19 protein-coding genes and 3 pseudogenes are annotated in these 25227 nt (G+C 70.8%); 7 read left to right on the top strand and 15 right to left on the bottom strand.

What is annotated here, in order from left to right:
* Nucleotides 1-32: 32 nt before the first annotated feature.
* Both U1T56_RS21090 and U1T56_RS21085 read right to left on the bottom strand, forming a co-directional pair.
* The gene (locus U1T56_RS21090; RefSeq protein ID WP_418161478.1) at nt 33-1100 is read right to left on the bottom strand and encodes an aldose epimerase family protein; all 1068 of its coding nucleotides are present in this window, start codon (nt 1098-1100) and stop codon (nt 33-35) included.
* A gap of 6 nt (nt 1101-1106) precedes the next feature.
* Nucleotides 1107-1631: a hypothetical protein gene (locus U1T56_RS21085; protein WP_418161477.1), complete on the bottom strand. Its 525-nt coding sequence runs from the start codon at nt 1629-1631 to the stop codon at nt 1107-1109.
* Nucleotides 1632-1753: 122 nt separating this feature from the next.
* On the opposite strand from U1T56_RS21085, the gene U1T56_RS21080 reads away from it, so the two are divergent.
* Nucleotides 1754-2698 carry a DnaJ domain-containing protein gene (locus tag U1T56_RS21080; RefSeq protein ID WP_418161476.1) on the top strand — a complete coding sequence of 315 codons (945 nt, stop codon included), beginning with the start codon at nt 1754-1756 and terminating at the stop codon, nt 2696-2698.
* A 24-nt stretch (nt 2699-2722) separates the two neighbouring features.
* On the opposite strand, the gene U1T56_RS21075 is transcribed toward U1T56_RS21080, so the two are convergent.
* Nucleotides 2723-4123, bottom strand: a complete 1401-nt coding sequence (locus U1T56_RS21075; protein WP_418161475.1) for an aminotransferase-like domain-containing protein — start codon at nt 4121-4123, stop codon at nt 2723-2725.
* A 78-nt stretch (nt 4124-4201) separates the two neighbouring features.
* Between U1T56_RS21075 and U1T56_RS21070 the strand changes: the two genes are divergently transcribed.
* Genes U1T56_RS21070 through U1T56_RS21055 form a run of 4 tightly spaced genes read left to right on the top strand, consistent with a single transcriptional unit; the run spans nt 4202 to nt 6357 of the window.
* Nucleotides 4202-4426, top strand: coding sequence for a DUF1127 domain-containing protein (locus tag U1T56_RS21070; protein WP_418161498.1), 225 nt, complete (start codon nt 4202-4204; stop codon nt 4424-4426).
* A 19-nt stretch (nt 4427-4445) separates the two neighbouring features.
* Nucleotides 4446-5339 carry a PhzF family phenazine biosynthesis protein gene (locus tag U1T56_RS21065; protein WP_418161474.1) on the top strand — a complete coding sequence of 298 codons (894 nt, stop codon included), beginning with the start codon at nt 4446-4448 and terminating at the stop codon, nt 5337-5339.
* Nucleotides 5336-6052, top strand: a complete 717-nt coding sequence (locus tag U1T56_RS21060) for an AzlC family ABC transporter permease (protein WP_418161473.1) — start codon at nt 5336-5338, stop codon at nt 6050-6052. The genes U1T56_RS21065 and U1T56_RS21060 overlap by 4 nt, the downstream gene beginning before the upstream one ends.
* Nucleotides 6049-6357: an AzlD family protein gene (locus tag U1T56_RS21055; protein ID WP_418161472.1), complete on the top strand. Its 309-nt coding sequence runs from the start codon at nt 6049-6051 to the stop codon at nt 6355-6357. Before U1T56_RS21060 ends, U1T56_RS21055 begins: the two co-directional genes overlap by 4 nt.
* Here the strand turns inward: U1T56_RS21055 and U1T56_RS21050 are convergent.
* From U1T56_RS21050 to U1T56_RS21005, 10 genes and pseudogenes are all read right to left on the bottom strand, one after another.
* Nucleotides 6354-7133, bottom strand: a complete 780-nt coding sequence (locus U1T56_RS21050; protein WP_418161471.1) for an ABC transporter ATP-binding protein — start codon at nt 7131-7133, stop codon at nt 6354-6356. The two genes, U1T56_RS21055 and U1T56_RS21050, sit on opposite strands and share 4 nt — an antisense overlap.
* Complete coding sequence (locus U1T56_RS21045; protein WP_418161470.1) at nt 7130-7963, bottom strand: ABC transporter ATP-binding protein; 834 nt, start codon at nt 7961-7963, stop codon at nt 7130-7132. The genes U1T56_RS21050 and U1T56_RS21045 overlap by 4 nt, the downstream gene beginning before the upstream one ends.
* Before the next feature lie 60 nt (nt 7964-8023).
* A complete protein-coding gene (locus tag U1T56_RS21040; RefSeq protein ID WP_418161469.1) occupies nt 8024-8596 on the bottom strand; it encodes a DUF421 domain-containing protein in 573 nt (190 codons plus the stop codon).
* A 135-nt stretch (nt 8597-8731) separates the two neighbouring features.
* On the bottom strand, nt 8732-10717 hold the full coding sequence (locus U1T56_RS21035) for a PHA/PHB synthase family protein (RefSeq protein ID WP_418161468.1): 1986 nt from the start codon (nt 10715-10717) through the stop codon (nt 8732-8734).
* Between the two features lie 235 nt (nt 10718-10952).
* Nucleotides 10953-12462, bottom strand: a pseudogene (locus U1T56_RS21030) (ISNCY family transposase).
* 190 nt (nt 12463-12652) lie between these two features.
* A complete protein-coding gene (locus U1T56_RS21025) occupies nt 12653-14188 on the bottom strand; it encodes a glycosyltransferase family 2 protein (RefSeq protein ID WP_418161467.1) in 1536 nt (511 codons plus the stop codon).
* Complete coding sequence (locus U1T56_RS21020; protein ID WP_418161466.1) at nt 14185-16560, bottom strand: tetratricopeptide repeat protein; 2376 nt, start codon at nt 16558-16560, stop codon at nt 14185-14187. Before U1T56_RS21020 ends, U1T56_RS21025 begins: the two co-directional genes overlap by 4 nt.
* Entirely contained in the window at nt 16535-19039 is a 2505-nt protein-coding gene (locus U1T56_RS21015; protein WP_418161465.1) for a tetratricopeptide repeat protein, read from the bottom strand. The genes U1T56_RS21020 and U1T56_RS21015 overlap by 26 nt, the downstream gene beginning before the upstream one ends.
* A complete protein-coding gene (locus U1T56_RS21010) occupies nt 19039-19668 on the bottom strand; it encodes a hypothetical protein (protein WP_418161464.1) in 630 nt (209 codons plus the stop codon). The genes U1T56_RS21015 and U1T56_RS21010 overlap by 1 nt, the downstream gene beginning before the upstream one ends.
* A 9-nt stretch (nt 19669-19677) precedes the next feature.
* Nucleotides 19678-21861, bottom strand: a complete 2184-nt coding sequence (locus U1T56_RS21005; protein WP_418161463.1) for a glycosyltransferase — start codon at nt 21859-21861, stop codon at nt 19678-19680.
* Between the two features lie 253 nt (nt 21862-22114).
* Here U1T56_RS21005 and U1T56_RS21000 point away from each other — a divergent pair, with 253 nt between their 5' ends.
* Nucleotides 22115-22459, top strand: coding sequence for a hypothetical protein (locus U1T56_RS21000; protein ID WP_418161462.1), 345 nt, complete (start codon nt 22115-22117; stop codon nt 22457-22459).
* Here U1T56_RS21000 and U1T56_RS20995 read toward each other — a convergent pair.
* Nucleotides 22453-23088 (bottom strand): transglutaminase-like cysteine peptidase, encoded by a 636-nt coding sequence (locus U1T56_RS20995; protein ID WP_418161461.1) that lies wholly within the window; start codon nt 23086-23088, stop codon nt 22453-22455. The two genes, U1T56_RS21000 and U1T56_RS20995, sit on opposite strands and share 7 nt — an antisense overlap.
* 416 nt (nt 23089-23504) lie before the next feature.
* Nucleotides 23505-23666: pseudogene (locus tag U1T56_RS20990) on the bottom strand (transposase); the annotation flags it as partial.
* Nucleotides 23667-23746: 80 nt separating this feature from the next.
* Here U1T56_RS20990 and U1T56_RS20985 point away from each other — a divergent pair.
* Nucleotides 23747-24925 (top strand): annotated as a pseudogene (locus U1T56_RS20985) (IS3 family transposase).
* Nucleotides 24926-25227 lie beyond the last annotated feature (302 nt).

The following is a 25227-nucleotide window of genomic DNA, read 5'->3' as shown; positions in this document are numbered from 1 at the left end:
CCGAGAAGCTCGGCTCGGCCCGACGAGCGGATTTATCCGGTCGAGAACCGGTACACCGTCGTGCTCGCGAACACCTCTCCCGGTCGCAGGACGGTGCTCGGGAACTGCGGCTGGTTCGGGCTGTCCGGGAAATGCTGGGTCTCGAGGCAGAAGCCGTCGGACTGCCGGTAGATCCGCCCGCCCGCGCCGATCAGGGTCCCGTCCAGATAATTGCCGGTGTAGAACTGGATGCCGGGCTGGGTGGTGAGGACCTCCAGCACCCGCCCCGAGCCCGGTGCGCGCACGCGGGCCGCGAGCGACAGCTCGCCGGAGGCCGCCTTGTCCAGGACGAAGCAGTGATCGTAGCCGCGGCCGCGGGCGAGCTGCTCGTGGCCGGCGCGGATCTCGGCTCCGATCGGCTTCGGCGCGCGGAAGTCGAACGGCGTTCCCGTGACCGATGCCACCTCGCCGGTCGGGATCTGCTCGGCGTCGGTGGGGAGATAGGCGCTCGCGGCCAGCATCAGCTCGTGGCCGAGCACGTCGCCCGAGCCTTCGCCTTCGAGGTTGAAGTAGGTATGGTTCGTGAGGTTGACGATCGTCGGCCGGTCGGTCTCGGCCCGGTAGTCGATACGGAGCTCGTCGCCGTCGGTCAGGGTGCAAATCACGCGGACGTCGAGATTGCCGGGATAGCCTTCCTCCCCGTCCGGGCTGCGGTAGACGAGGGCGACGGCGGGGCCATCCGGCGCGGCGACTTCCTCCGCCTGCCAGAGCCGCTTGTCGAAACCGGTTGCGCCACCGTGCAGCGTGTTCCGGCCGCGATTCGCGGCGAGCCGGTATACCTGGCCGTCGAGCGTGAAGCGCGCACCGGCGATCCGGTTGGCGTAGCGGCCGATCAGGGCGCCGAAGTACGGGCTGCGCGCGACATAGTCCTCGAGCCGCGCGAAGCCCAGCGCCACGTTGCCGAGGCGGCCCGCACGGTCGGGAACCCGGATCGCGGTGATGATCCCGCCGAGCGTGAGGAGCTCGACCTCCGTGCCACGAGCGTTGGTCATCCGGTAGCGTTCGACGACGCCGCCATCGGCGAGACGTCCGAACGTGTCCTTCTCCAGTCCTTGCGCCATGGCGGTTCAGTCCGGGTTCGGGGTGGGCAGGAGTTCCGCGGCCACCCGCACGCGCGCGGTGGCGAGGGTCGCGAGCAGATAGGCACGGTCGAGGCCCATGAAGCGCTCGAGCAGCGCCGCGTAGACGGCGACGAACCGGGGCCCGTGCTGGTCGTCGGCCATGCCGTGTGCGCACTCGTGCAGCACGACCGCCCGCGTGCGCGCCCAGCGCGGCAGCTTGATCACCTCGCGCGAGCCGCACGCGTGGCGCCGCCCCCGGCCGTCCGTCACGCGCGGTGGCGCCCAGGGCGTGGTACCATCCGGCGCCTCGCGCCAGCGATAGGCGCGCTCGACCAGAGCCGCGCAGGCCTCAAGATCGAGCGCCTCGCCCGCGTGCGGGAAGACGTGCCGAGCCTCCCATCGATAGACCCGCGAGCGCTGGAAATCGCGCGGCTTGCGTGCCCGCCGCTTCTTCGCCCGTGGCGGACGCGGTATCGGCTCGCCGAGGAGCGTCCGGCGCAAGCGCCCCAAACGCAACAATGCGCGACTCATTCTGGTTTTCCTACCTCCCCTTGGTCCGAAACCTCAAGCTGTGGCGTGCATGGTTTTGGCATCTGCTGCAGCCCTCTGTATAGTCCGGCCGGCACAGCGGGCGAGCAGCGGAGAGCACCAGCATGGCCGCGGTGGGCGATCCACGCGGATATTACAAGCTCCTCGGGGTTCATCGGACGGCCTCGGCCGAGGAGATCAAGGCTGCGTTCCGGGAGCGGGCCAAGCTCTATCATCCCGACAGCGGCACGACGGCCGACCAGGAGCGCTTCCGTCTGCTGCGGGAGGCGTACGAGCATCTGCGCGATCCGCAGCAGCGGATGCACTACGATGCCGAGGGGCTCGCGGCCGAACGGCGCGAGGAGCAGGCAAGGCGGGCCCGCGAGCAGGGGCCGAGAGGCGCGTCCGGCATCGGGGGAGGGAGGCGCGCCGGCGCCCCTGCGCGCCCGGGCATGGCAGCCGGGCTCGCGCTGGGCGGCACGCGCGGGCTCGTCCTCGCCACGGGCCTGCTGGCGCTCGCCCTTCTCGTGGCGCTCGGGCTCTTGAGCCTCGCCTGGACCCGTCTCGACAGCCGCGACCAGATCATCGCGAACCTGACCTATCGGCTCGAGGGTGCTCTGGCGCAAGCATCGGATGGCTCCGGCGCGGCCGGTCGCCTCCAGCCCGACACGGCGCTGGCCCGCACCATCGATGCAGCGCCCGAGAGCACGCTCTACCGCAGCGAGATCGCGTTTCCGCAAAGCTCGGCCGAGCTCGACGCGGCGATGAAGGCGCGTCTCGACGACGTGGTCCGCGACGTGCGTCGCGAGATCGCGAGCCTGCCCGCCGAGCGGAGCTGGCTCGTGCTGATCGAGGGCTACACGGGCCGGGCGGCGGACGCCTCGGGCGTGTTGATCGATGCGTGGGAGCTGGCGCTGCTCCGGGTCGGCTCGACCGCCGAGTATCTGGTCCGGCGCGGCATACCCTCGGAGCGGGTGGCAGTGCGCTTCCATGCCGGCCTGTCCCCGGCCGACAAAGTGCAGGCCAAGCCGCAGACGATCGAGCTGAAGCTCCTCTGCTGCGTGAGCTGACGAGCGGCCAGCAGACGCCGGCCTTCAGACGAGGCTGCCTTCCCGCAGGCCCGCAGCGTGGGCGAGCGTGGCGACGATGCGCTGCAGAGCGCTCTTCAGGTGGGTGCGGGTCGGTGCGGCCGAGAGCGAGATCCGAACCGCTCTGGGGGCGGCGCCGCGGCCGATGAAGAAGCGCTCGGCCGGCGTCAGCAGGATGCCGGCGCGGGCGAGCGCCAGCGCCGCCTCGGCGCTGGTCCAGGGCTCGGGCAGGCCGAGCCAGACGTGGAGCGCCGTCGGCTGTCCCGTGAGCGCGAAGCCGGTCAGGATCTCCCGCGCCAGACGCTGCCGCTCGCCGAGCTCCAGCCGCTGCTGGCGCAGCGCTTCCGCCACGACGCCCGCCCGATGCGCGCGGACGAACAGCTCGGCCGCGAGCGGCGCGTAGCCCAGCGAGATCTCGCGCTGGGCCGCCGTCACCTCGCGCACCAGGCGCTCCGGCCCGTGCAGGAAGCCGAGCCTGAGGCCGGGGGCCAGGAACTTGGAGAGGCTCGTGAGATGCAGCGTGCGCTCCGGCGCCAGGGTCGCGAAGCCGGGTGGCCGGTCCGGGACGAGGGGACCGTAGACGTCGTCCTCGACGAGGAGGAGATCGGCCGCGCGCGCGACCGCGACCAGCGCCTCCCGGCGCTCGGGCGGGACGACGAGGCCGGTCGGGTTGTGCAGGTTCAGGCTCGTCACCAACACTCTTGCCCCGGTGTGTCGTGCCGCGGCGGCCAGCGCCTCCGGCACGATGCCCTGCTCGTCCATGGCGACCGGCTCGAGATGCTGGCCGAGGCGGGCGGCGAGGTTGCGCAAGCCGCCGTAGCACAAAGCTTCCGCCAGGATGCAGTCGCCGGGCCGGGCCAGCGCCAGGAGTGCCGCGGCGAGACCGCTCTCGGTGCCGTTGGTGAGGATCAGCCGCTCGGGATCGGCGGAAAGGCCCAGATGAGCGAGCCAGGCGGCCGCTTCGGCGCGATGCCGGGCCGCGCCCACGACCTCCGGGTAGCGCAGAAGGTCGGCCAGCACGTCGACGGCGCTCTCGCCGGTCGGCAGGAGCTCGCCGAGCCGCGCTTGAGCTGGGATCGGGGCCGGGAAGTTCGCGGTGAGGTCGATCAGGCCCTCGGAACCGGGTGCCGTCGGGCCGCTCGGCGGCAGCTCGATGGATCGGATCTGCCCGAGCACGTAGGTGCCGCGCCCGACCTCGCCGCGGACGAGCCCGCGCTGGGCGAGCAGCTCGTAGGCCCGACCGACCGTCCCGACGGTCACGTCGAGCCGGAAGGCGAGGTCGCGCTGCGGCGGCAGCCTGGCGCCGGGGGCCAGGCGCCCCTCGGCGATGGCGTCGCTCAAGGCGTCGGCGAGAGCGCGGTAGACCGGACCTGGGCGGCCCGACAGGTCGGCTGGCTCGATTGTCATGGTGACAATATCTTGATTGACTCGAAATTGTCTGTCAAGATTGTATTGGCTCGACCTGCTTCTGGTGGTGGGGCCATCATGCTATCGAGCAATCGTCTGCTTAGAGCCTGGATTGTACCAAGACAATATCGACCGAGATACCCCGGCCGACTCGCATGGGCGGCGATCCTTGCCGAGACCTGGATCGAGCGCTATCGGCAGCGGCGCGCCTTGCTGGAGCTGAGCGACCACGTGCTCAAGGACATCGGCATCAGCCGGGTCGAGGCGGAGCGGGAAGGCAGGAAGCCGTTCTGGCGCGCCTGAAGCGGGAGGAGTCTTGGCCATGCGCTATCGCTTCGTGACCTGCGACGTGTTCACCGACCGCCCGTTCGGCGGCAACCAGCTCGCCGTGCTGCCCGACGCAGAAGGGCTCGACACGGCACGGATGCAGGCGATCGCGGCCGAGTTCAACTATTCGGAAACGACTTTCGTGCTGCCGCCCGAGGATCCGGCGCATCTGGCGCGGGTACGGATCTTCACGCCCAGAGCCGAGCTGCCGTTCGCGGGCCATCCCACGGTCGGCACCGCTCTTGTCCTCGCCTGGGCGGGACGCACACCATCGAACGGCTCCTTCGTGCTCGAGGAAGGGGCGGGTCCGGTTCCGGTGACGATCGGGCTCCTGGATGAGGCACCGGCCTCGGCCGAGTTCGCGGCTCCCGCACCGCCCGAGCACGGGGAACCGCTCGCCGCCACGCCGCTGGCGACGGCGCTCGGGCTCGGCGAGAGCGAGATCGTCGCGGCGCACGGGCTGCCCTGCATCGCATCCTGCGGCACGCCTTTCCTCCTGGCCGAGCTCGCGAGCCTCGATGCCCTCGCGCGCGCACGCCTCGGGGCCGGCTCTGATCTGCCCGAGATCGCAGCGACGGGGCTCTTCCTGTTCACCCGCGTGACGGGCGACGCCACGGTCGATCTGCGCGCCAGGATGTTCGCGCCGGCACACGGCATCCCCGAGGACCCGGCGACGGGCAGCGCCGCCGCGGCGCTTGCGGGCTTCCTCGCCGGCCGCCCGGATCTGCCGGAGGGCTGGCACGCCTGGCGGATCGCGCAAGGGGTGGAGATGGGCCGGCCCAGCCTGATCGAGGCGCGCGTCCGGCGCCAGGGCGGACGGGTCGCGGAGGTGCGGATCGGCGGCCGGGCGGTGCCGGTGATGGAAGGAACGATCGAGGTGGGCAGATGAACGATCTTGCCGTGCGGTTGCGCGGCACGACCGTGAGCTTCACTTGGGCCGGCGCTCTGCGCGGAGCACGGGCCATGCTGCCGATCGTGCCGGGAGCGGTCGCCTTCGGCCTGGTCTACGGCTTCGTCGCCGGCGAGAAGGGGCTGAGCGTCCTCGAGATCGCGCTCACGAGCCTTCTCGTCTTCGCCGGCGCCTCGCAGTTCCTGGCGCTCGAGCTCTGGCACCATCCTTTGCCGGTGGCGGGTCTGGTCATGGGCGTGCTCGTCGTCAACCTGCGCCATCTCCTGATGGGTCCGGCCCTTCTCCCCTGGCTCGCCGACCTGCGGCCGGCCCAGGCCTATGCCAGCCTCTATGTGATGACCGACGAGAGCTGGGGAGCGAGTGTCGCCGAGCTGCGCCGTGGCGGGCGCGATGCCGCCTTTCTTCTGGGGGCCGGACTCACGCTCTACGGCTTCTGGGTCGCCTCCACGGTCCTCGGTCGTGCCGCGGGTGATCTTTCCGGCATGATCGAGCGTTGGGGTCTCGATTATCTGACCACGGCCTTCTTCGTAGCACTCCTCGCCGGCTTCTGGCGTAGCCGGAACGACGCCCTGCCCTGGGCCGTCGCGGGCGGTGTCGCGGTCGCGGCCAAGGCTTTCCTGCCCGGCACCTGGTACATCGTGTTGGGTGCCGTGGCTGGCAGTCTCCTGGGTGCCTGGCGGGACGTGCGATGAGCTGGACGAGCTTTCTCGCGATCCTCGCTATGGGTGCCGTGACCTATGCCACCCGTGCCGGCGGCTTCTGGCTCGCCCGCCGGCTCGAGCCGGGGCCCTTCCTGCGCGCCTGGCTCGAGCATCTGCCCGGCGCCGTGTTCGCAGCCCTCGTGGCTCCCATGGTGGCGGGGGCGGGCCCGGTGGGCTGGCTCGCGGCCGGGGCCGGCTTTCTCGCCATGCGGCGGACCGGCCAGTTCCTGCTCGCGATCGTCACGGGCCTCGCCGTCTACCTCCTCGGGCAGGAACTCGGCCTGCCGAAGGGCTAGGCGGATGTGGCCGCGGCGCGCGCCGCCTCGCGGCTGTAACCCTTGCTGCTCGCGAGGAGCTGGCGGCTGTAGGGATGCTCGAGCGTGCCGGCCGCAAGCTCGGCAGCGCTCGCGGCCTCGACGATCCGGCCCTGCCGCATCACCGCGAGCCGGTCGCAGACATGGCCGACCACGGCAAGGTTGTGCGAGACGAAGAGATAGGTGAGGCCGCGTCGCCGGCGCAGATCGACGAGGAGGTTCAAGATCTCGGCCTGGACCGAGACGTCGAGCGCCGAGGTCGGCTCGTCGAGCAGCACGATCCCGGGCTCGAGGATGAGTGCCCGCGCGATGGCGACGCGCTGGCGCTGCCCGCCCGAGAGCTGGTGCGGGTAGCGGTAGCGGAAGGCCGGACCCAGGCCCACCTCGCGTAAGCTCGCCTCGACTCGCTCGCCGATCCGGTCCAGCCGATGGATCCGGCAGGGTTCGCTCAGGATCCGGTCGATCGTGTGGCGCGGATGCAGCGAGCCGTAAGGGTCCTGGAACACCATCTGCAGCGCCCGGCGCAAGGCGCGCGGCCGACCGTGCCGCGTGAGCGGCGTGCCGTCGACCCGGATCTCGCCCGACCAGTCCTCGATCAGGCCCGCAATCGCGCGCAAGACCGTGCTCTTGCCCGAGCCGCTCTCGCCGACGAGGCCGAAGGCGGCACCGGTCGGCACGGTGAAGCTCACCCCGTCGACCGCGCGCACCGTGCTCGCCCCCTGGCCGAAGGTGACGGTGAGGCCCCGGACCTCGATCACGCCTCGGCCTCCAGCCAAGCAGGGTCCCGCACCAGCACCGGCAGGCGTGGAACCGGGCGGTCGAGCCGGGGCAGGCAGCCCAGGAGCCCGCGCGTGTAGGGGTGTTGCGCCGCGTGCAGCTCCTGCGCTCGACACAGCTCGACGATCCGGCCCGCGTACATGATCGCGACCCGGTTGCAGAAGGTGGCGACGAGCTCGAGATCGTGGCTGATGAAGACGAGGCCCATGCCGCGCCGGCTCACGAGATCGTCGAGGATGGCGAGAACCTGGAGCTGGACGGTGACGTCGAGCGCCGAGGTCGGCTCGTCGGCGATCAGAAGGTCGGGCTCGCCCGCCAGCATCATGGCGATCATCACCCGTTGGCCCATGCCGCCCGAGAGCTCGTGCGGATAGGCGCGCGCCACGCGCTCGGGATCGCGGATGCGCACGTCGCGCAGGAGCTCGAGCACGCGCGCTTTCGCCTTGCGGCCGTGGTAGCCCTGGTGGTCGCGCAAGCTCTCCGCGATCTGGGCCCCCACCCGCATCACCGGGTTGAGCGAGTATTTCGGGTCCTGCAACACCATCCCGATCCGGCCGCCGCGCAGCTCCCGCCACTGTGCCTTGCTCGCGTGCAGGAGGTCGATACCCTCGAACGCGAGCCGGTCGGCCGTGACCCGGGCCGAGGGTGGCAGGAGGTCGAGAACGGCCCGACCCACGGTCGATTTGCCGGAACCGCTCTCGCCGACGATGCCGAGCTTCTCCCGGCCCACCTCGAGCGAAACGCCCCGTACGGCCTCGACGAGGCCGGTGCGGGTGGGAAAGGCGACGCGCAGGTTCTTGATCTCGAGCATGGCGCCCCTGTTGTGCCGCGCAAAAGGAGGTGCTGCAAGCCGCGGGAGACGGCGACCCGCTCAGCCGAGCTCGAGCCGCACGGTCTTGACCCCGTCCTCGATCGCGATCTCGACGATCCGGGGCGGCGGCTTCGCCTTCAGCACGCTGAGCTGCCCGCTGCGCTCGAGCCGGGCCTCGGCGACGCACGCGAGTCGGTCGATGCCCTTGCCGCGCAGGTCCTCCCAGAGATCGTGCTCGCTCATGTGGGCTCTGCGCAGCTCGTCTCGGTCGATCATGCCGTCCCGGACTAGGATGCGGGAACGTCCCTTCAGGAACGTGCCGAAGCCGTGCCAGCGCCAGGTGGCGGCCGAGAGCAGATAATGCAGGCCGACCAGGGCGGCGGTGGCGGCGAGGGTCGGGACGAACGGCGCGTTGCCGGTGATGGCACGGCTCGCGATCGAGCCCAGCATGATGCCGAGAATGACGTCGAAGGCCGTAGTGCGCCCCATGAAGCGCTTCTTGCCGAGGCGCGCCACGAGGATCGTGACGAGATAGACCACGACCGCGCGCAGCATCATCGGTGCTGCGCCGATCTCCTTGGCGTCGAGGCCGATACCGAGCGCCGCCCGCCCCCAAGAAACGATGTCCTCCACCGTGCATCCGCCTCCTGTTCGAGGGGCGCGTCCCGCCCGGCCACTGGACGCGCCGACCGGAACGGTCCTAGGGCTCCTCCCACCGCGATGCCGGGCGTGATCCGATCCATCGGCGTGGCGCGCCGCTGACGAGGGCTACTTCTCCAGAACGTAGGTGCCGGGCGCATCGGTGAGCGGCGGGTACGCCTTGCTGCCCACGGACGGCGGCTTCACCATTTCGCCCGAGCGCTCGCCGAGCCAGCGGACCCAGTCCGTCCACCAGCTCCCGTCAAACCGCGTGGCGTTGGCGAGCCACGCCCGCGGGTCGGGTGCGGGCGCCTCGTTGACCCAGTAGGCGCCCTTGTGCGAGGAGGGTGGATTGATGATGCCGGCGATGTGGCCGCTCGAAGCCATCACGAACCGCACCTTGCCGCCCACGAGCCGGGTGATCCGCCAGGCGGCGTCCCATGGTACGATGTGGTCCTTTTCGGCTCCGACCGCGTAGATGTCCTGCCTGATGCGGCCGAGATCGATCGGCTCGCCCAGGAGCTTCACCTTGCCGGGCTTGATCAGGTTGTTCTCGACATAGGTGTTGCGCAGATACCAGCTATGGGCCGCGCGCGCCATCCGCGTGCCATCGCTGTTCCAGTAGAGCAGATCGAAGGCGGGTGGCTTGTTGCCCATGAGATAGTTGTTGACGACGTTGGCCCAGATCAGGTCGTTCGAGCGCAGGAGATTGAACATGTTGGCCATCTCGCGGCTGTCGAGATAGCCGCGCTGCATCATCTGCTGCTCGATGAATTCGATCGAAGGCTCGTCCATGAACACCGCCGTCTCGCCGACATGCTCGAAGTCCTGCAGCGAGACCATGAAGGTGGCAGTGCCGAAGCGCCCGTCCTTCTTGGCGGCCAGCGCGGAGAGGATCGTGATCAGGAGCGTGCCGCCGATGCAGTAACCTACCGGATTGACGGTGGCGGAGCCCGTGATCTCGCGCGCGACGTCGCTCGCCGCGAGCGGCCCTTCGCGCATGTAGTCCTCGAAAGTCATGCTCTCCATGGCGGCGTCCGGGTTCTTCCAGGAGAGCATGAACACCGTGAAGCCCTGCTCGACCAGGTACTTCACGAAGCTGTTCTTGGGCTGCAGGTCGAGGATGTAGAACTTGTTGATCCAGGGCGGCACGAACAGCAGCGGCACCGCCCGGACCTTCTCGGTCGTGGGCGTGTACTGGATCAGCTCGATCAGCCGGTTCCTGAACACCACCTTGCCCGGCGTGATGGCGAGGTTCCTGCCCGGCTCGAACGCCGTGGCGTCGACCATGCTGAGCCGGCCTTCCTTGAGATCGGCCATGAGGTTGCGCAGCCCGTCGGCGAGGCTCGCCCCGCCGGTCTCCATCATCCGCCGCAGCGCCGCCGGGTTCGAGAAGAGGAGCAAGGTGGGGCTCATCGCGTTCACGAACTGCGTCAGGTGGAACCGCAGCCGCTGCTGCTCCTTCGGGTCGAGGTCGTCGGCCTCGCTCTCCTTGAGGAGGAAGTCGGACGCCAGCAGATAGGCATCCTTCAACATCCGGTAGACCGGGTTGTTCTGCCACTCCGGCGCCTCAAATCGCTTGTCGCCGGCGCCGAGACCGGGCGAGGCCGCCTCGGCCACGCCCCACCAGCGCTTGGCCGCATCGTTCCAGGCCTCGATGGCGGAATGCCACAGCTTCACCTGGAGATCGGCCGCCGCCGGCAGCGCCCGTGCCGGGTCGGCCAGGCGCCTGAGCCAGACCGTGCGCAGCGCCTGCGCGACCTCGGCCCAGTCGATCGGGATCACGTCGTGCAGCGGATTGAGGTTCCACATCCGATCGATGGCGCTCAGCATCGGATCGCTCGTGAGGAGCTTTTCGAGCCTGTCGGTCCCGCCCGACAGGAGATCGGCGCTCGTTCCGTCCTGAGAGACGGACCACCACGGCATAGTGCCGGCCCCGAGCCCCGGTGTGCCCGCGCCTTCGAGATGGTCCTTCATCCACGACGTCCAGACGCCCAGGCCGAGATCGGGTGGAAAGCTGCCGCCGGCCCCCGCCTGCGCTTCCGGCTGCGCCGTCCCGGCTCCCTCGTGGGCCGACCGGTGATCCTGGTTCGTTCGAGCCGCCTTGCGGACCATGGCCTCTACCCCTTGCTAGCCAGCTTGATGGGCACTGAACCTTATAGCCCGATCGCCGTTCCGCTGGCGCGCCCGATATTCTCTCGGCCGGGGCAGAGCCCGATTCCGCCACGAAACGAACGCGTTGTGCGATTCCACACAGCGCACGGGGTCGCGGCGAGGCATGTTCCGCGTCGCTGAGGGCTGAGCATCTCGACCTGTGACGGCAGAAGCGGTTCGTCACAGGTCTTTTTTTCTAGGATGACAAAGCCGGCTGGCATAGGAGCCGTTCGAGACGGCTGAGATAGGCCTCGGGGAGCGCGGCGAAACTGGGCGCGCAGCACGCGGGCATGGCGACGGCGCTCCAGGCCGGCGCGCACCTCCCGCCAGCGCTGCCGGTCGGCGCCGGCCGGATCGTTGGCCGCCTGCCGATAAGCCGGCTGGCAAGAGCGGCGATGATCCGCACCGGGCCGTGCAGCACGGTGGCCGAGCTGTTGCTCTTGCGGCCGGTCACGTGCCGCTCGTGGCGGCGGTACGCGTCAAAGAGCTGCTCGAGATCGTTGTTGGTGCGCGGCGGGTCGGCGACCGTGTAGCAGGGGAACAGTCCGAGGCGGTAGCTGCGGCTCACCTTGCAAAAATGGTCGATCGCTTCGGCGAGCGGGCCGGCCGGCCCACGATGGCGCGCCATGGCCGCGAGCGGCCCGTTGCGGCGACGCATCATCTCGGCCGGTTCGCCGGCAGCATTTTCCAGGAGCCGGGCTGTCCGATGGACCCGAGCGTAGGCGCGACGGATCGGTGGCAGCAGCCCCCGCGTGTGCTCGAGCCCGCGGGCGAGCAGCTGACGCCACCGCCGCAGCGGGCGGCTCAGCCCCCCTTGGCGGCGGCCCGGTCGAGGCTGGTGGCCACCGCTTCGAGCCGCTCTTGCCGCTCGAGGCCCGAGGCGGCCAGGAGCGGCCGGCCGTCGTCGGTGATCGCGCCGCGCACCGCGGCACAGCAGCCGCGCACCGCCTCGGCCTCGGGGTCGTCGCGGCCCTCCACCGAACGCTCGATCGGGCGGACGCCGCGAACCTGCTTTTTCAGCTCCTTCTCGGCGTGGCGGTCAGCCTCGAAGATCGGCAAGGCGGCCTCGCGCAGGTAGCGGAACCGACACAGCTGGAGCGGCACCCCGGGCAGCGCCTGCCTGACCGCCAGGCGCACCGAATGCTGCCCGTCGCTCGCCACGCCTTTGATCGGCACGCCGATGCCGGCGCCGACCTCGCGCAGGAGCACCACTAGGTCGGCGCCGCCGGCCGAGAGCAGGTTTCTGGCCGGCGGCATCTCGCCCGAGAGGCAGTCGCGCAGCACCCACGAGACCTCGTGCCCGACATCCGGCTGCAGCCCGTCCAAGGCCAGAGGATCGCGCGACCCTGCCGGGCCAGAACGGCGCACAGCCGGTCGTTCCCGGTGAGTGTGGTCGCAACGAGCTCGTCGCAGCGGTCGAGCAGATGGGTGACGGTGCCTCGCGCGATCGCCACCCCGCGCTCGCGCAAGGCCCGATGGATCTCGAGCACGCTGCGGTGCTCGCGGTAGCGCCAGGCGCCGGTCGGCGCGATCACGTCGAGGCCGAACTCGTGCCGCGGCAGCACGATCGACCCCTCCGCTTCCGGCCGATAGGGCGTATGGTAGCGCGCACGGCCCGGGTTTTCGCAGCGGCGGATCTGCAGGCGCAGGCGGACCAGGCCGATGAGCGTGGTCACCGTGTGCCGGTTGTCGTAGCGGTAGCGCAGCCGGCCACCGCAGGCCGGGCAGCATTGGTGGAGCGTCTCGAGCACCTGCTCGCGATCCGGCTCCAGGCGCGGCGCGGTCCTGGCCATCACCGATCTCCCCCGAGCACCCGCTCGGAAGATCAACAGCCAGCCGGCTTTGCCGTTCTGGGTTTTTTGTCTGCCGCCCCATCTCTTCGTCCCTTGCGGCCGATTACGCCGCCCTGGTCGCTTCCGCCACGGTCACGCCCAGCGTCGTCAGCACGCCCGGCCAGGTGGCGGCGAAATCGCGGACCTTGCCGTCGTCCGGCTCCAGATGCACGATGCGTCCGCACATGGCGGCGAAGAGCGCCGTGTCGAGATCGCCCGTGCGCAAAGGCTCGGACGCGCTCCGGGCCGCGGCCCAGCCCAAGAGCGTCATCGCCCAGGCCTGCTGCAGGAGCGTGCTCCTGAGCACGGGCGACAGGCCCAGCACCCGTGCCAGCGCGGGCCCGAGCCGTCGGGCGGCGTCGACGTTCAAGCCCTCGGGCCAGAGCGCCAAGTCCGCTAGCCGGGCGGCGAGATCCGGCCCCGGCGCATCGCCGCCCAGCATTTCCGGCAGCAGGAGCTGCCGCTCGGTCATGTGTCGCAGGCTGTTCGCGAGGGCCATGAGCGGCGGCGGCGTCAGCCGGACGTGCGAGCGGCCGAGGAGCGAGACGGCATAGCGGTAGCCGACCGCATCGTTGACCCAGAGCTCGAGGTCGGGGTGGCCCGTGACGGTCTCGATCAGCCGCGAGAGCAGGGTAGGCGAGGAGGGCAGCAGCGAGCGCACGGCGAGCCGGACCGGCCGCTTGCCGGACCGGCGCACCAGCTCCTCCATGCAGAGCTGGTCGCCGGCATGGCGCAGGTCGAGCGGGGCCGGCGTGGTCACGACGATCGGCGCTCCTTCCGGTACGGCCCGAAGCGCCGTCCAGGTGAGATCGGCCAGCGTCGTGGCCTGCAACCGCCGCCCGCCGGCACCTGCCGTCAGTGCCATGCCGAGAAGATCGAGCAGGCCGGACGGCCGGCTCGCCGCCTCCAGGCCGACCACGACGGCCCCGCTCGCGGACGGCAGACCGGCCGTGCGCTCGTCGAGGAGGTCCGTCCAGGCCATGAGGTCGGTCACGCCGCCGCCGGGCTCGGGCTCCCCGGCCGACACGAGGACGGCTCCGGCCGTCACCGCCTTTCCGATCCTGACGGCCCTGCGGAGCCTGGCCCGGATCTCCCCGACGAGGCTCGTCGAGGCCTTGTCCGGCGCGGGTGTCCGTAGCCGCCCGACGGCCGCGCTCAGCGCCCCGAGCGGCATCGTATCGTGGCCGATGCCTTCGGCCGGGAGATGCTGCCGCGCCTCGAGCCGTCCGTCCACCGTCCGCTCCAGGCCCGTCGCCGGTACCATCATCACCTCGGCGTCGCTCTCGGCCCAGGCGGCGGCCAGCGTCGCGAGATGGCTGCCCGGCCAGCGATCGCCGGGCTCCATGAGCGCCACGACCGGTGCGGTGATGCCGGCGAGGGCCGTGGCGAGCGCCCGGCACGGCTCGCCGCCGGCCGGCCACAGCTCCACCCCCGGCCAGCGCAGCCGCAGCCAGTCCGCGAGGCCGTCGGTCGAGCCCTCGTCGAGGACGAGCACCTGCGCCGGCGGCAGGGACTGGGCCGCGAGGCTCGCGAGGCTGCGCCAGAGCCGATGGCGGGCGTTGCGCACGGGGATGAGGACGGCGATCCCGATCGCGGTCATCGCATGCTCTCCGATGACGGCCAGCCCGGCAGGCGGCGATCGCGCGGGAGTGTGGCCGCGAGCGCGTCGAGGACAGGGCTCGAGCGGATCAGCCCCAGCGCCATGAGCTGCCGGGTCGAGGTGAAGCGCTCGGTCAGCTCGCAGCGGAAGTCGATCACGTCCGTGTCCTCGAAGCGCCGGGTGAACTCGGTGTAGCGCCTCGCGCCCCGCCAGTACTGCTTGCGCTGCGATTCGATCCTCGCCCGGTCGGCGAAGTCGGCCATGTACTTGAGGTGGAGCAGAACCCCGGTCTCGGCGGCAACGGGCACCGGGAACAGGGTGTGCGTGCTGCCGGTGTAGTGCAGACCCCGACGCCAGCGCACGAGCGGCACCTTGTGCAGGAAGACGCCGTCCTGCTTCCTTTCGAAGAGGAAGCGGGAGATCAGGCCGCCCACGACCATGCGGAACGGGAAATCGGGGTGGGCGCGGTGGATGTAGCCGGCGCGATCGAAGCAGGGGCAGACCCGGAGCGGGTTATCGCCCGGATGGTAGGCGACCTCGCCGAGGTTGCCGTCGGCGTACATGTCGAGCATGAAGGTGAACAGCGCCTCCGCCCCCTGCCGGTCGAGATGACCGGTCAGGGCCTTGAGGTCGAGCCGCTCGGCGTGCGGATAGGCCAGCACTTCGTCCACGTCGACCGTGAGGCACCAGGTGCCGCTGCCGTAGCGGTTCAGGAGATGATTCAGCCACCGCTGCCCGCCGCCGTAGACGGCATAGGAATCGGTCGTGAGGAACAGGTGCGTGTCCGGGCGCGACAGCAGGTAGTCGCGCGAGCCGTCGTCGGAGCCGTTGTCGACGACGAAGAAGCGGTCCACGCCCTGGCTGCGGTAGAAATCGAACAGCCAGGGCAGGCGGAGACGCTCGTTGCGGATGCGGGTGAACAGCCGGATCTCTCCCGAAGGCTCCGGTATCGGATGGCCGTCGAGGCGCTCGAGGTGGAGCGGCGGTCCGCTCACCCGGCGGTCGTGCCGCGTTACCTCCGCCCATAAGCGCCGTGCCGGACCGTAGCGTCCGTGCACGACCTCGATCCGGGCGATGCGCTTCTTGACCTCGCGATGTTCGGGGTAGTCCTCGTAGAGCGCCTCGGCCGAGCGCGCCGCGGCCGCGTCGTCTCCGGATGCGAAGCAGGCATCGACCAGAGCGAGGCGAAGCGAGAACGTGTCCGGGTTCGCGGCCCGCGCCGCCTCGAGCGCCTCGCGCGCCGCGGCCGGCCGCTCGTCCCGGATCAGGAGCTCGGCCAGCTTGAGCGCCGGCAGGAAGGCCTGGGGAAAGGCGTCTTGGGTGCGCCGCAGCCGCCGCTCGGCCGCGCGGATCCGGCCGGCGCGCTCCTCGACCCAGGCGACCAGGAGATGGGCGTCGAGATGGTCGGGCATCCGCTCCGCGAGGGTGCGCGCCATGGCGCCGGCCTGCGCGAACCGGTGCTGCTCGGCCGTGGCGCGGGCGAGCGCAGCGCCGGCCGCCCAGTCGAGCGGCTGGATCGCGAGGGCGCGTTCGAGCCAGCGCACCGCACCTTCGAGGTCGGACTGCAGAAGAGCCATCCGCCCCAGCTGGTAGTAGGGTTCGATCGCGTGCGGATGGGTCTCGGTGAGATCGCGGAAGATCGCTTCCGCCTCCCCGAGCCGGCCGAACTCCTCCACCAGCCGGCCGATGGCGATGCCGGCCCGGAGGTGACCGTGATCGAGCTCCAGGACCTCGTTCCAACGCCGGATGGCGAGCTCGAGATCGCCTCGCTCCTCGGCCACGCGCGCGAGCGTCGCCCGCCAGGCGGGCTTCTTCGGCTCGGCCTCGATCAGGCGCATCAGGATCGCTTCCGCAGCGGCGAAGCGGTGCTGCGCCATCTCCACGGTCGCGAGCTCGTCCAGCACCTCGGCCGTCGGACCCGGCAGGGCCAGCGCCTGCCGGTAGCGTCGTCCGGCCTCGGAATAGACCTCGCGCTGAGCGGCGAGCCGCGCCGCTTCCAGCACGAGAAGGCGCGATCCGGGCGTCCTTGCGAGAGCTTCCCCGATCGTGCGCGCCGCATCCACCAGGCGATGGTGCAGGCGCATCGTCCGCACCAGGCCCTGCAGCGCTCCCACGTCGTGAGGCGCCGTCTCGACGATGGTACGCCAGCGGACCTCGGCCTCGCCGTAGCGGCGCTGTGCCTGGAGCAGGCGCGCCAGCTCCTTGGCGGGTTCCGCCGGATCGCCGCTCGCGGCCCGCGCCCGTTCCAGGACCGACTCGGCCTCCTCGATCCTTCCCTCCCGGGCGAGCTGGCGGGCGAGACGCAAGGATACCGGCAGATCGGCTTCGCCGGCCTGCCGGAACGGCTCAGCGCGTGCCGTGGTCGCGGACATGGGCTTCGAACCTGCTCGAGGTCTGGATCAGGCCGAGCTCGACGAGCTGACCGCTGTCGCGGTAGCGGCAGGAAGGCGGACCCATGAGCGAGAGGCTCTCGCCGGCCTCCAGCCGGCGCAGGTAGACGCGGTATTCCTTGCCGCCCAAATAATGCTGGCCGCGCGCCACCTCGGTCCGCACGCTCGCGGCGAAGTCCGGCAGATACTTGAAATGGAGAAGCGCCCCCGAGACGTCGGCGAGCCGGCACGGGAACGCGGTATGCTTGCTCGAGGTGTACTTGATGTCGGGCGCCCAGCGGATCAGCGGCACCTTCTGCAGGACCGGCCCCGCGTTCGGTGTCTCGTGGAACACCCGCGCCCGGCAGCCGCCGTGCCGCCGGAAATAGGGGAAGTCGTTGCTGTCGCACCGGACGTAGCCGGTGGCATCGAACCAGGGGAACGCCTCGATCAGGCTCTGCCCGGGCTCGTAGACGACGGCGTCGAGCGGCGTGTCGGCGTACATGTCGAGCATGGGTGCCACCATCGCCTCCGCCCCGATCGCGTCGAGATAGGCGGTGAGCCGCTCGAGGCTCAGCCGCTCGACGTGCGGGTAGACCAGGACCTCGTCGGCATCGATCGTGAGGCACCAGGCACCGCTCCCGTGCTCGTCGAGGAGCCGGTTGATCCAGCGCATGCCGGCACCCGAGGTCGCGAACGAGGCTGGGGTGTGAAAGAGATGCACGTCCGGCCCTTGTGCCAAAAGCCACTCCCGCGTGCCGTCGTCGGAATCGTTATCGAGGAAGAGGAAGCGATCGACCCCGAGCTTGCGGTAGTACTCGAGGAGCCACGGCAGCCGTGCCACCTCGTTGCGCACCAGCAGGAACGCCCGCACCTCGCCCGCAGGCATGGGCAGGGGATGGGTGTCGAGGCGGACGATCGGGTCGGGAGGGCCGTGCAGCCGCGCATCGAAGCGTGTGATCCGCGCCCAGCGCCGTCGTGCCCGCGGAATGGCACCGTCGAGCCAGTCCAGCCGGGCGAGGCGCTTTTGCACCTCCCGATGCTCCGGCAACTCGCTCGCGAGCTCGGATAGCACCGCGCGCGCCCTCTCGCCCACGGCTTGCGCGAGTGCCACGTCGCAGGCCGTGAGCCGTGCGGCGAGGCTGCGGGGGTGGGCGGCCAGCAGCGCTTCGGCGTGCGTCGCGGCCGCGGCGATGTCGCCGTGGCGCAGCGTCAGTCGGACGAGCTGGAGGAGCGGCTCCTCGCGGTGCGGCATGGCCGAACGCGCCTCGAGCAGGGCTAGGCGCGCCGCCTCGAGCCGGCCCAGGGTCTCGAGCGCCTGCGCGCGGCGCAGATGCGCCCTGGGCTGGTTCGGCGCCAGCGCCAGCGCGCGTGCGGCCGCGGCTTCCACCTCCGCGGCGAGGCCCTGCTCCGCGAGCGTGGCGAGAAGCCCGAGTTCGGCCGCGATCTCGCCCGGCACCAGCGCCAGCACCGTGCGAAAACCCGCCTCCGCCGTCCGGAGGTCGCCCTGGCGCAAGGCCAGCTCCGCCGCTGCGAGCGCCGGCTCCGGCATTTGCGGGTGCTCGGCCGCGATGCGCGCATAGAGCTCGGCCGCGCGGGCGTGCTCCGAGCGCTGCTCGAGGATCCGGCCTTCGAGCAGGCGGTGCGGCAGCCGCTCGGGCTCGAGCGCCAGCAGCTCGCGGCAGCGCCGCTCGGCGGCATCGAGATCGCCCTCGGCGAGACGGGTGCGGACCAGAGCCGCCAGCGGTTCGCCCCGTTCCGGCTGCGCGCGGGCGAGCTCCTCGAGCAGGATGCAGGCGTCGGCGAAACGGTGCTGGGCGGCGAGCGCCTGCGCGAGGCCGGTGACGAGGTCGGGACTGCCTGGGTGGGCGAGGAGCGCTGCATGCCAGCGGCTCTCGGCTTCCACCGGGTCGCCCGCGTCGAGCGCGATCCGTGCCAGCTCGGCATGGGCGCGCTGGTCCTTCGGTGCCGCCTCGAGCAGACGCCGGGCGTGCACCTCGGCATCGACGTAGCGGCCCTCGCCGCGCAGAGCCCGCACCATGCCGAGCCGCGCCTCGCGATGGTCCGGAGCCAGCGCCAGCACCCGGCGCCAGTGGCGCAGCGCCAGATCGGTCCGACCGCGGCGCTCGACCAGCCGGGCGCGGGTGAGGCGCAGCTCGAGGTCGGGGTCTCCGGCATCGATCGCAGCAGCGAGCGCCGCATCGGCCTCCTCGTGGCGATGGGCCCGCGTCAGCGTCTCGGCCAAGGCGACGAGTGTGCGCGCCGGCAGAGAGCCTCGCACCGCGAGCGCTCGTCTCGCCTGCCGTGCCGCCTCGTCGAGCCGGCCCAAGGAAGCCTGCAGGGCCGCCACGGCCGCGATCGCCTCCGCATCCTCGGCGTGACGCTCGGCGAGCCGGACGAGGACTCGCTCGGCCTCGTCCGTTCGCCGCTCGGCCAGGAGGCTCTCGATCAGCCGGAGCTGCGGTGCCGCGGACCCCATCATCACAGGCTCACGATCCGGCACACGCCCCAGCGGCGCAGCGTGAGGGCGAGGGTGTCGAGAAAGTAGGCGGCCCAGCGCGGCTCGGGCGGGCCAGCCCGGTCGTCGCAGACGAAGGGGAAATACTCGAAGGCGAGCTTCTGGTCGCGAAACACGGTGAAATCGTTGTCGTTGATGAGAAAGATCGGGATGAACGGCTCGCCTGTCCGCTGCTCGGTCACGACGCGATCCACGGCCGCCTCGGCCTCACCGCGGTCCTTGCCGAACAGCGCGAAGACGATGTTGGGCACGCCCGCCACGCTGCGGAGCGCGTAAGCCCCGAGGCCCGGCGAGGGACGCAGCACCGGGATGTCGGGCCGTCGCTCGGGCCAGGCGGCGCGGATCGCAGCACCGAGCGCGCTCTCGTCGAGCTCGCGCCGCCGTTGCGCCTCCTCGAGCAGCCGGGCCAACGCCGCCCGCCCGAGATGGGGCTTCGCGCATCGGGCCGGGAAGGTCTCCACGATCGCATCGACCGGCACCTCCTCGACCAGTTGGCTGCGGACGAGACGAAGTCGCCGATGCTGATCCTCGACCAGCCGGACGAGCTCGCCCGGACTCGCATCCTTGATAGAGGGAACGAGCTTCGTGGCCATGACGTGCTCTCACCCGCGGGCGATGACGTTGGCGATGGCGCCGGCCGCGGCCTCGGCGCCGTTCGTCGGGCACAAGGCCCGCGCGCGCCGGCTCATCGAGCGGCGTAGCGACGGATCGAGAAAGGCCGCGAGGTAGCTCGCGATCGCGCTTTCGGCACCACGTGGCACGCACACGCCGGCACCCTCGCTTTCGGCCCAGGCGGCTCGGGCGCGCTGATCGTCGACCTTCTGGTTGTCGTTGGGGAGAAAGATGCAGGGCAGGCCGTGGTGCAGGAGCTCGTGGAACGAATTGTAGCCGGCAGCGCTCACGGCGAGGTCGAACGCCTTGAAGTAGCGGGCGTTCGGAAAGGCGGAGAGATAGCGCACGCCCTTGCGGCGGACCGGGTTGTGCTGGATCAGCCATTCCGCGACCACGAGCTGCAGGTCGAGCCGGCTCGCCGCCTCGACGATGTGATCGAGCCGGCTCTCGATGTCGTTGTTGTTGCCGCTGCCGAGCTGGACCAGAGCCGCCGGCCGGCCAGCGTCGAGCCCGAGCGCCTCGCGTGCTGCCGCCGGCGGGAGCAGATCGCTGCGGTCGAGCAGCATCACGGGAGGGACCACGACCGGCGCATCTTCGGCACCCGCGGTAACGCCGGTATCGGCAGCGGCGGCCGCTTCCGCGGGCTCGATCACGGCATCGAAGAACCGGCTGAGATGGAGATGCCGCCCCAGCGCCGGATCGGCCCGCCACATGCCGCGTCGCACCCAGATCGTCGGCGCATCGAACTCGGCGCAGGCCTGCAGCAGCGCCTCGCGCGGCACGTTGCCGTCGAACACGATGCCGGCCGGATCGTAGTAGCGCAGCGCCGTCAGGAGGCGCGGTGCCGTGGCGCGGACGTGGTCCTGGTGCGCGGTCTCGTCGTAGATCGGCTCGGGCACGTACTCGGTGCGAAAGCCGGCATGCTCGATCACGGCGAGGGCATGACACGGGGTGAAGAACACGGGCTCGCAGTCCGGCGGCAGGCGCCGCGCGATCGCGAGCAGACGCGTCACGTGCCCGAGGCCGACCCCGTTGGTCGGGTAGAACGCCACGGTGCGGCGGGCGCTTGCCCGAGGCGACGGGCGCGGGTGCGCCTGCAGCCGGGGCAGCTTCACGAACGCTCCCAGCCGGTCGAGGAAGCGGTCCGGCGCGAAGCGCTCGGCCAGCGTCGCGTCCTGCTCCGCGAGATAGCGGGCATAGAAGCGGGGCTCGGCGTGGAGATAGCGGACGGTTTCCGCCACCTGCTCGGGCGGACGGTAGGCCGGGCCGTCGCCCAGCACGGCCCGGAACGACGGCGGCGCGACCACCACGCGTCCTGCCGCCATCGCCTGCAGGGCGGCGCGTGGGAACAGCCATGCCGGGTCGTCGTGATACTGGACGTAGAAGTCGAGCCGCGCCAGGAACCGGCGTGCCGAGGTCGCGTCCGGCTCGAGGAGGCGCCAGTTGGCCGGCAGCGGCTCGACCAGCTCGCTCAGCGCCTTGGCGCCGCCCAGAAATCGCACCTCGAGATCCGGCTCGTTCGGATGCGCGCCGAGCAGGGTCGTCGCCTTCGCGGGCAGCCGGTCGTCGTCGTAGCGGATGATCCGGCCCAGGACGGGCGCTCGGCCGGCCCGTTCCGGCCGTACCGTGCGCCAGGCCGCGATGGGCTCGCAAGGCGTCAGGTCCTCCGGGTACAGCACGAGACCCGCCGCATGCCCGGCATATTGCTTGCGGATCAGCGGTGTGGTCGGGCACCAGACCTGCTGCCGGCCGAGCCGTTCGGCGATGTGCTCGACGGCCGCGGCCGTGTCGAACGACGGGCCGCCGCGGCGCAGGAACGGGCGGGCCAGCACGACCAGAACCGTATCCGCGCGTACCCGAGGCGTGGCGTCGAGCCCGTTCGCCACGAGCCGGGGCTCGTAGAGCAGGAGCAGACGGCAGCTCACGGCATCGCTATCGGCCTCGATCGGCACGGCGGCGTGACGACGGACCAGAGCCGCGATTCTACTATACACGGGTGCCGTTGCAGGCAGGGCCGGATCGCGCAGCCAGAGCAGGCCGAGCTCGAGATCGAGACCGGAGAGCACCGCGAGATGCGAGGCCAGGGTTTCGGCCACCTCGCCACGCGCACGGAAATCGCCGGCCAGCACCAGATCGAAATCGTGACCTCGCGATGCGCTTCGTCTGCCAGCCATCGTTCCGCCATCCCTCTGCAGCAGCGAGAGAGATCGGACGCGGACTGCGTCCGGCCGCTCCGCGGTGCAGGCCGGCAGATTTCAACCAAAAATGGTTAAAAGTCAATTTCCTTCTCGCCTGGTAAATCGTCTCACAGTCTCGCGGCTCACGCCGGTCCGCTGCCGACGGTGCCGGTCGGAATGGGGCTGCCTGTTAACGGAATGTTGGGATTCGGGAGGTATGGTTCGGACCGTCCGAACCTGCCCAGCTACGGTGCACGCCATGAAGAAGCTCAATCTGCTGATCGCCGCCCTCCATGCCAGCGCGCTGGCGCTCGGCACCGCTCCTGCCGCCGTCCACGCACAGGACGCCAACGAGATTCGCGCTTACATGAACGCGCTCGCTGCCGGCACGCCGGAGGCCATTCAGCAGTTCCTCCTGGCCTATCCCCACTCGATGCTGCCCGGCAGCGAGCTTGGCGCTTCGATCGCCGCCAGCCTCGGCAAGCCGACCGGAGCTGTGGCCGGTTCGGACGAGCGCGGCTCCGGCACCGATCGCGGCGAGATCTCCGATTCGCGCAACCACGGCTCCGGCGCCGACCGCGACGGCATCTATTGATCAGGGGCTCGCGCCGCCGACGGCAGTATTCGTCGGTGCATCCCGCCTTCGTAGCCGAGGATAGCTGCGGGGCTGCTTCGCCCGCCCCGCAGCTCCTTCCAGCGCAAGCCCAGGCTCGGCTCTTCGATCGCGTACCAGCGATAGCCGAGCCGGTTGAAGTGCATCACCTCCGCATGCAGATTGTCGAGCACGAGCGTGCCACGTGTGGTCTCGACCGTGAGGACCACGTGCTCCTCGCCGTTCGGCAGCTCGACGGTGGCCAGCCGAACGGCACGGCGCGGCAGCCCCGCCAGGCGCAGCAGCCTTTGCTTGGTGAGGGCGTAATCCTCGCAATCCCCGCTCCGCGGTGCCACCGACCAGAGATCCTGACCGGGCGGCTCCCGCCGTGGCTCGATCGACCGGTTGACCGCGTGCTGGATTCCGGTGAGCAGCGCCATATGTGCCTGGTCGGCCGGCACGGTCGCCGCGTCATCGACCGGCTGGCAGGCAGCCAGATCCGTCATGCAGTGATTGAGCCATCCCGCCGGCGCCGGTCGGGTAGCACCGGTTGCCAGCGCATCGACCCGACCCCAGGGCTGTCCGGTGGCAGAGGCCGCGGCCGGCGGTCCGGCGAGCCAGGCTGCCAGCATCGAGATCAGCACACTGCTGTGCAGCGCGAGCCTGCTGGTGCCGCTCCTACGTACCCGAGCGCTCCTGTTGTTTGCAGCGGCATGGAGACGGCTCTGTCCTCCTGCAGGCGCTGCCGAGATCTTCCGGACGAGAGATGCGCGGCAGGGCCGTGCCGTTGTCGTGTCACGGATCATCGTCATCGCCATCGACCGTCCCGTCGCGTCGGCCTTTTGCAGCCGCCATGGCTTCGCCATGGGCTGCGCCATCGACGGCAACGTTACGGCCCAGCCTTCGAGAGCGCTTGGTAAACGGAGTGTTAGCAATAGCCGGATGCGGTAGCGTCCACGGCGTGGTGGAGATTCGGAGCCCGTGAGGGTGTAGGGCGAGGTGGTCATCGGGCTAGAGCGAATCGCAGGCTAGGGCGTGTCTGCAAAGCTTATAGCCAAAGCAGGATCATGCCGATGGTGAGCATGGCCAAGTCGTTGACCGCCCGCTTCTCGTAGCGGGTCGCAACACGCCGGAACTACTTCGAGCGATCGATCGGCCGTTCGACCCGGTTGCGCTCACGATAGGCTTCGCGGTCGAATCCAGGCGGCCGCCTCCGATGGCGTTTGCTCGGAATCCGGGTCTGCCCCGCCTTGGTGGCCTCGCCGACGTTTTTGCGAGCGGTGTCCACCCATGCCCGAGACACGTCCACCCCATGCACCGGAGTTCCGGCGGCAGATGGTCGGGCGGGTTCCGCGCTGGGCGCGACCCGGCGGACCTGGCGCGCGCGTTCGCGCCAGCCGCACAGGCGATCCGCAAGTGGGTTCTGCCGGCCGACCTGGCCGAAGGCCGCCGGGAGGCGAAGCCCTCAGCTGCCGACGGCACGCTGACCGCGGCCGAGCGCGAGGAGCTCGGCCGGCTGCGGCGCGAGAACAGGCAGCGGCGCCAGGAGCGCGACATTCTCTCTCGTGGGTTCGCCCGCGAGACCGGGGTGATCCCGCCCGGGTCTTCCGGTTCATGAGCGCGAACCGGGCCGAATGCCCGATCGCCCGCATGGCGCGCGTGCTCGGCGTGGGCTACCACGCCCGGGTCAAGCGCCCGCCCTCCGCTCATGCCCGAGCCGACGCCGCGCTGCTGCAGCGGATCCGGACCGTCCACGCCGGCGCGCGGCAGACCTATGGTGCGCCGCACGTCCACGCTGCCCTGCAAGCAACGGGTGAGCGGCACGGGCGCCAGCGGATCGCACGGCTGATGCGTGAAGCGGGGCTGGTCGGCGCCAGCCACCGCCGCGACGGCCCGGTGACGACCCGCAGGGATCAGGCGACCCGCCCGGCGCCGGACCTGGTGGACCGGAACTTCACCGCCGCGTGGCCGAACCAGCTCTGGGTTGCTGACATCACGTTCATTCCCTCGGCAGCGGGGTTCCTCTACCCGGCCGTGGTCCTGGACGCCTGGAGCCGCAAGAGCGTGGGCTGGGCCATGGCCAACCATCTCGGGGCCGAGCTGGTCCTGGCGGCCTTGGACATGGCCGTGGGCCAGCGGTGGCCAAAGGACGTGATCCCTCATGCGGATCAGGGCAGCCAATGTCCCGCGCGGGCGTTCGGCGGCCGCTGCCGCGAGGCCGGGGTGCGCCCCTCGATGGGCCCGGTGGGCGACGCCTACGGCAACGCCATGGGCGAGAGCTTCTTCGCCACGCTGGAATGCGAGCTGCTGGCGCGCCGACGGTTCGCGTCCCAGGTCGAGGCACGGATGGCGGTCTTCAGCTACATCGAGAGCTGGTACAACCCGCGGCGCCTCCATTCGGCATTAGGCTATCGATCCCCGACCACCTACGAACGGGAGCACGTCCAGAGAGCCGCCTTGGCGGCGTAGCCGCGCAAGCCTGCCACCGGTCCAGCAGAGCGGGGTAAACCCAATCACCGGGTGTACCGGGGCACGGTCGTGAGACGCTCGGTTGAAGCCTAGGCGGCCAGGAGCGCGGGTTGAAGCTGCTCGGCGCGCACCCGCGCGGGGTCTTGTAGCCGTGCCGCTCGACGATCCGGGCCCGGTCGCAGCGCTCCTTGAAGGCCGGCACCGCCTGCCGTAGCGCCTCGATCCCGATCGTGCCCCTGGGCGTGGTGTAGGAATGCCGGTCCTCGATGCGGGTCGAAGACCAATCAGCCGACCACGGCGGG

The organism is Benzoatithermus flavus (assembly GCF_037908215.1).
Taxonomy (GTDB): domain Bacteria; phylum Pseudomonadota; class Alphaproteobacteria; order Geminicoccales; family Geminicoccaceae; genus Benzoatithermus; species Benzoatithermus flavus.
The sequence above is the reverse complement of the archived record's forward strand: the minus strand, read 5'-3'. Positions and strand labels throughout refer to the sequence as shown.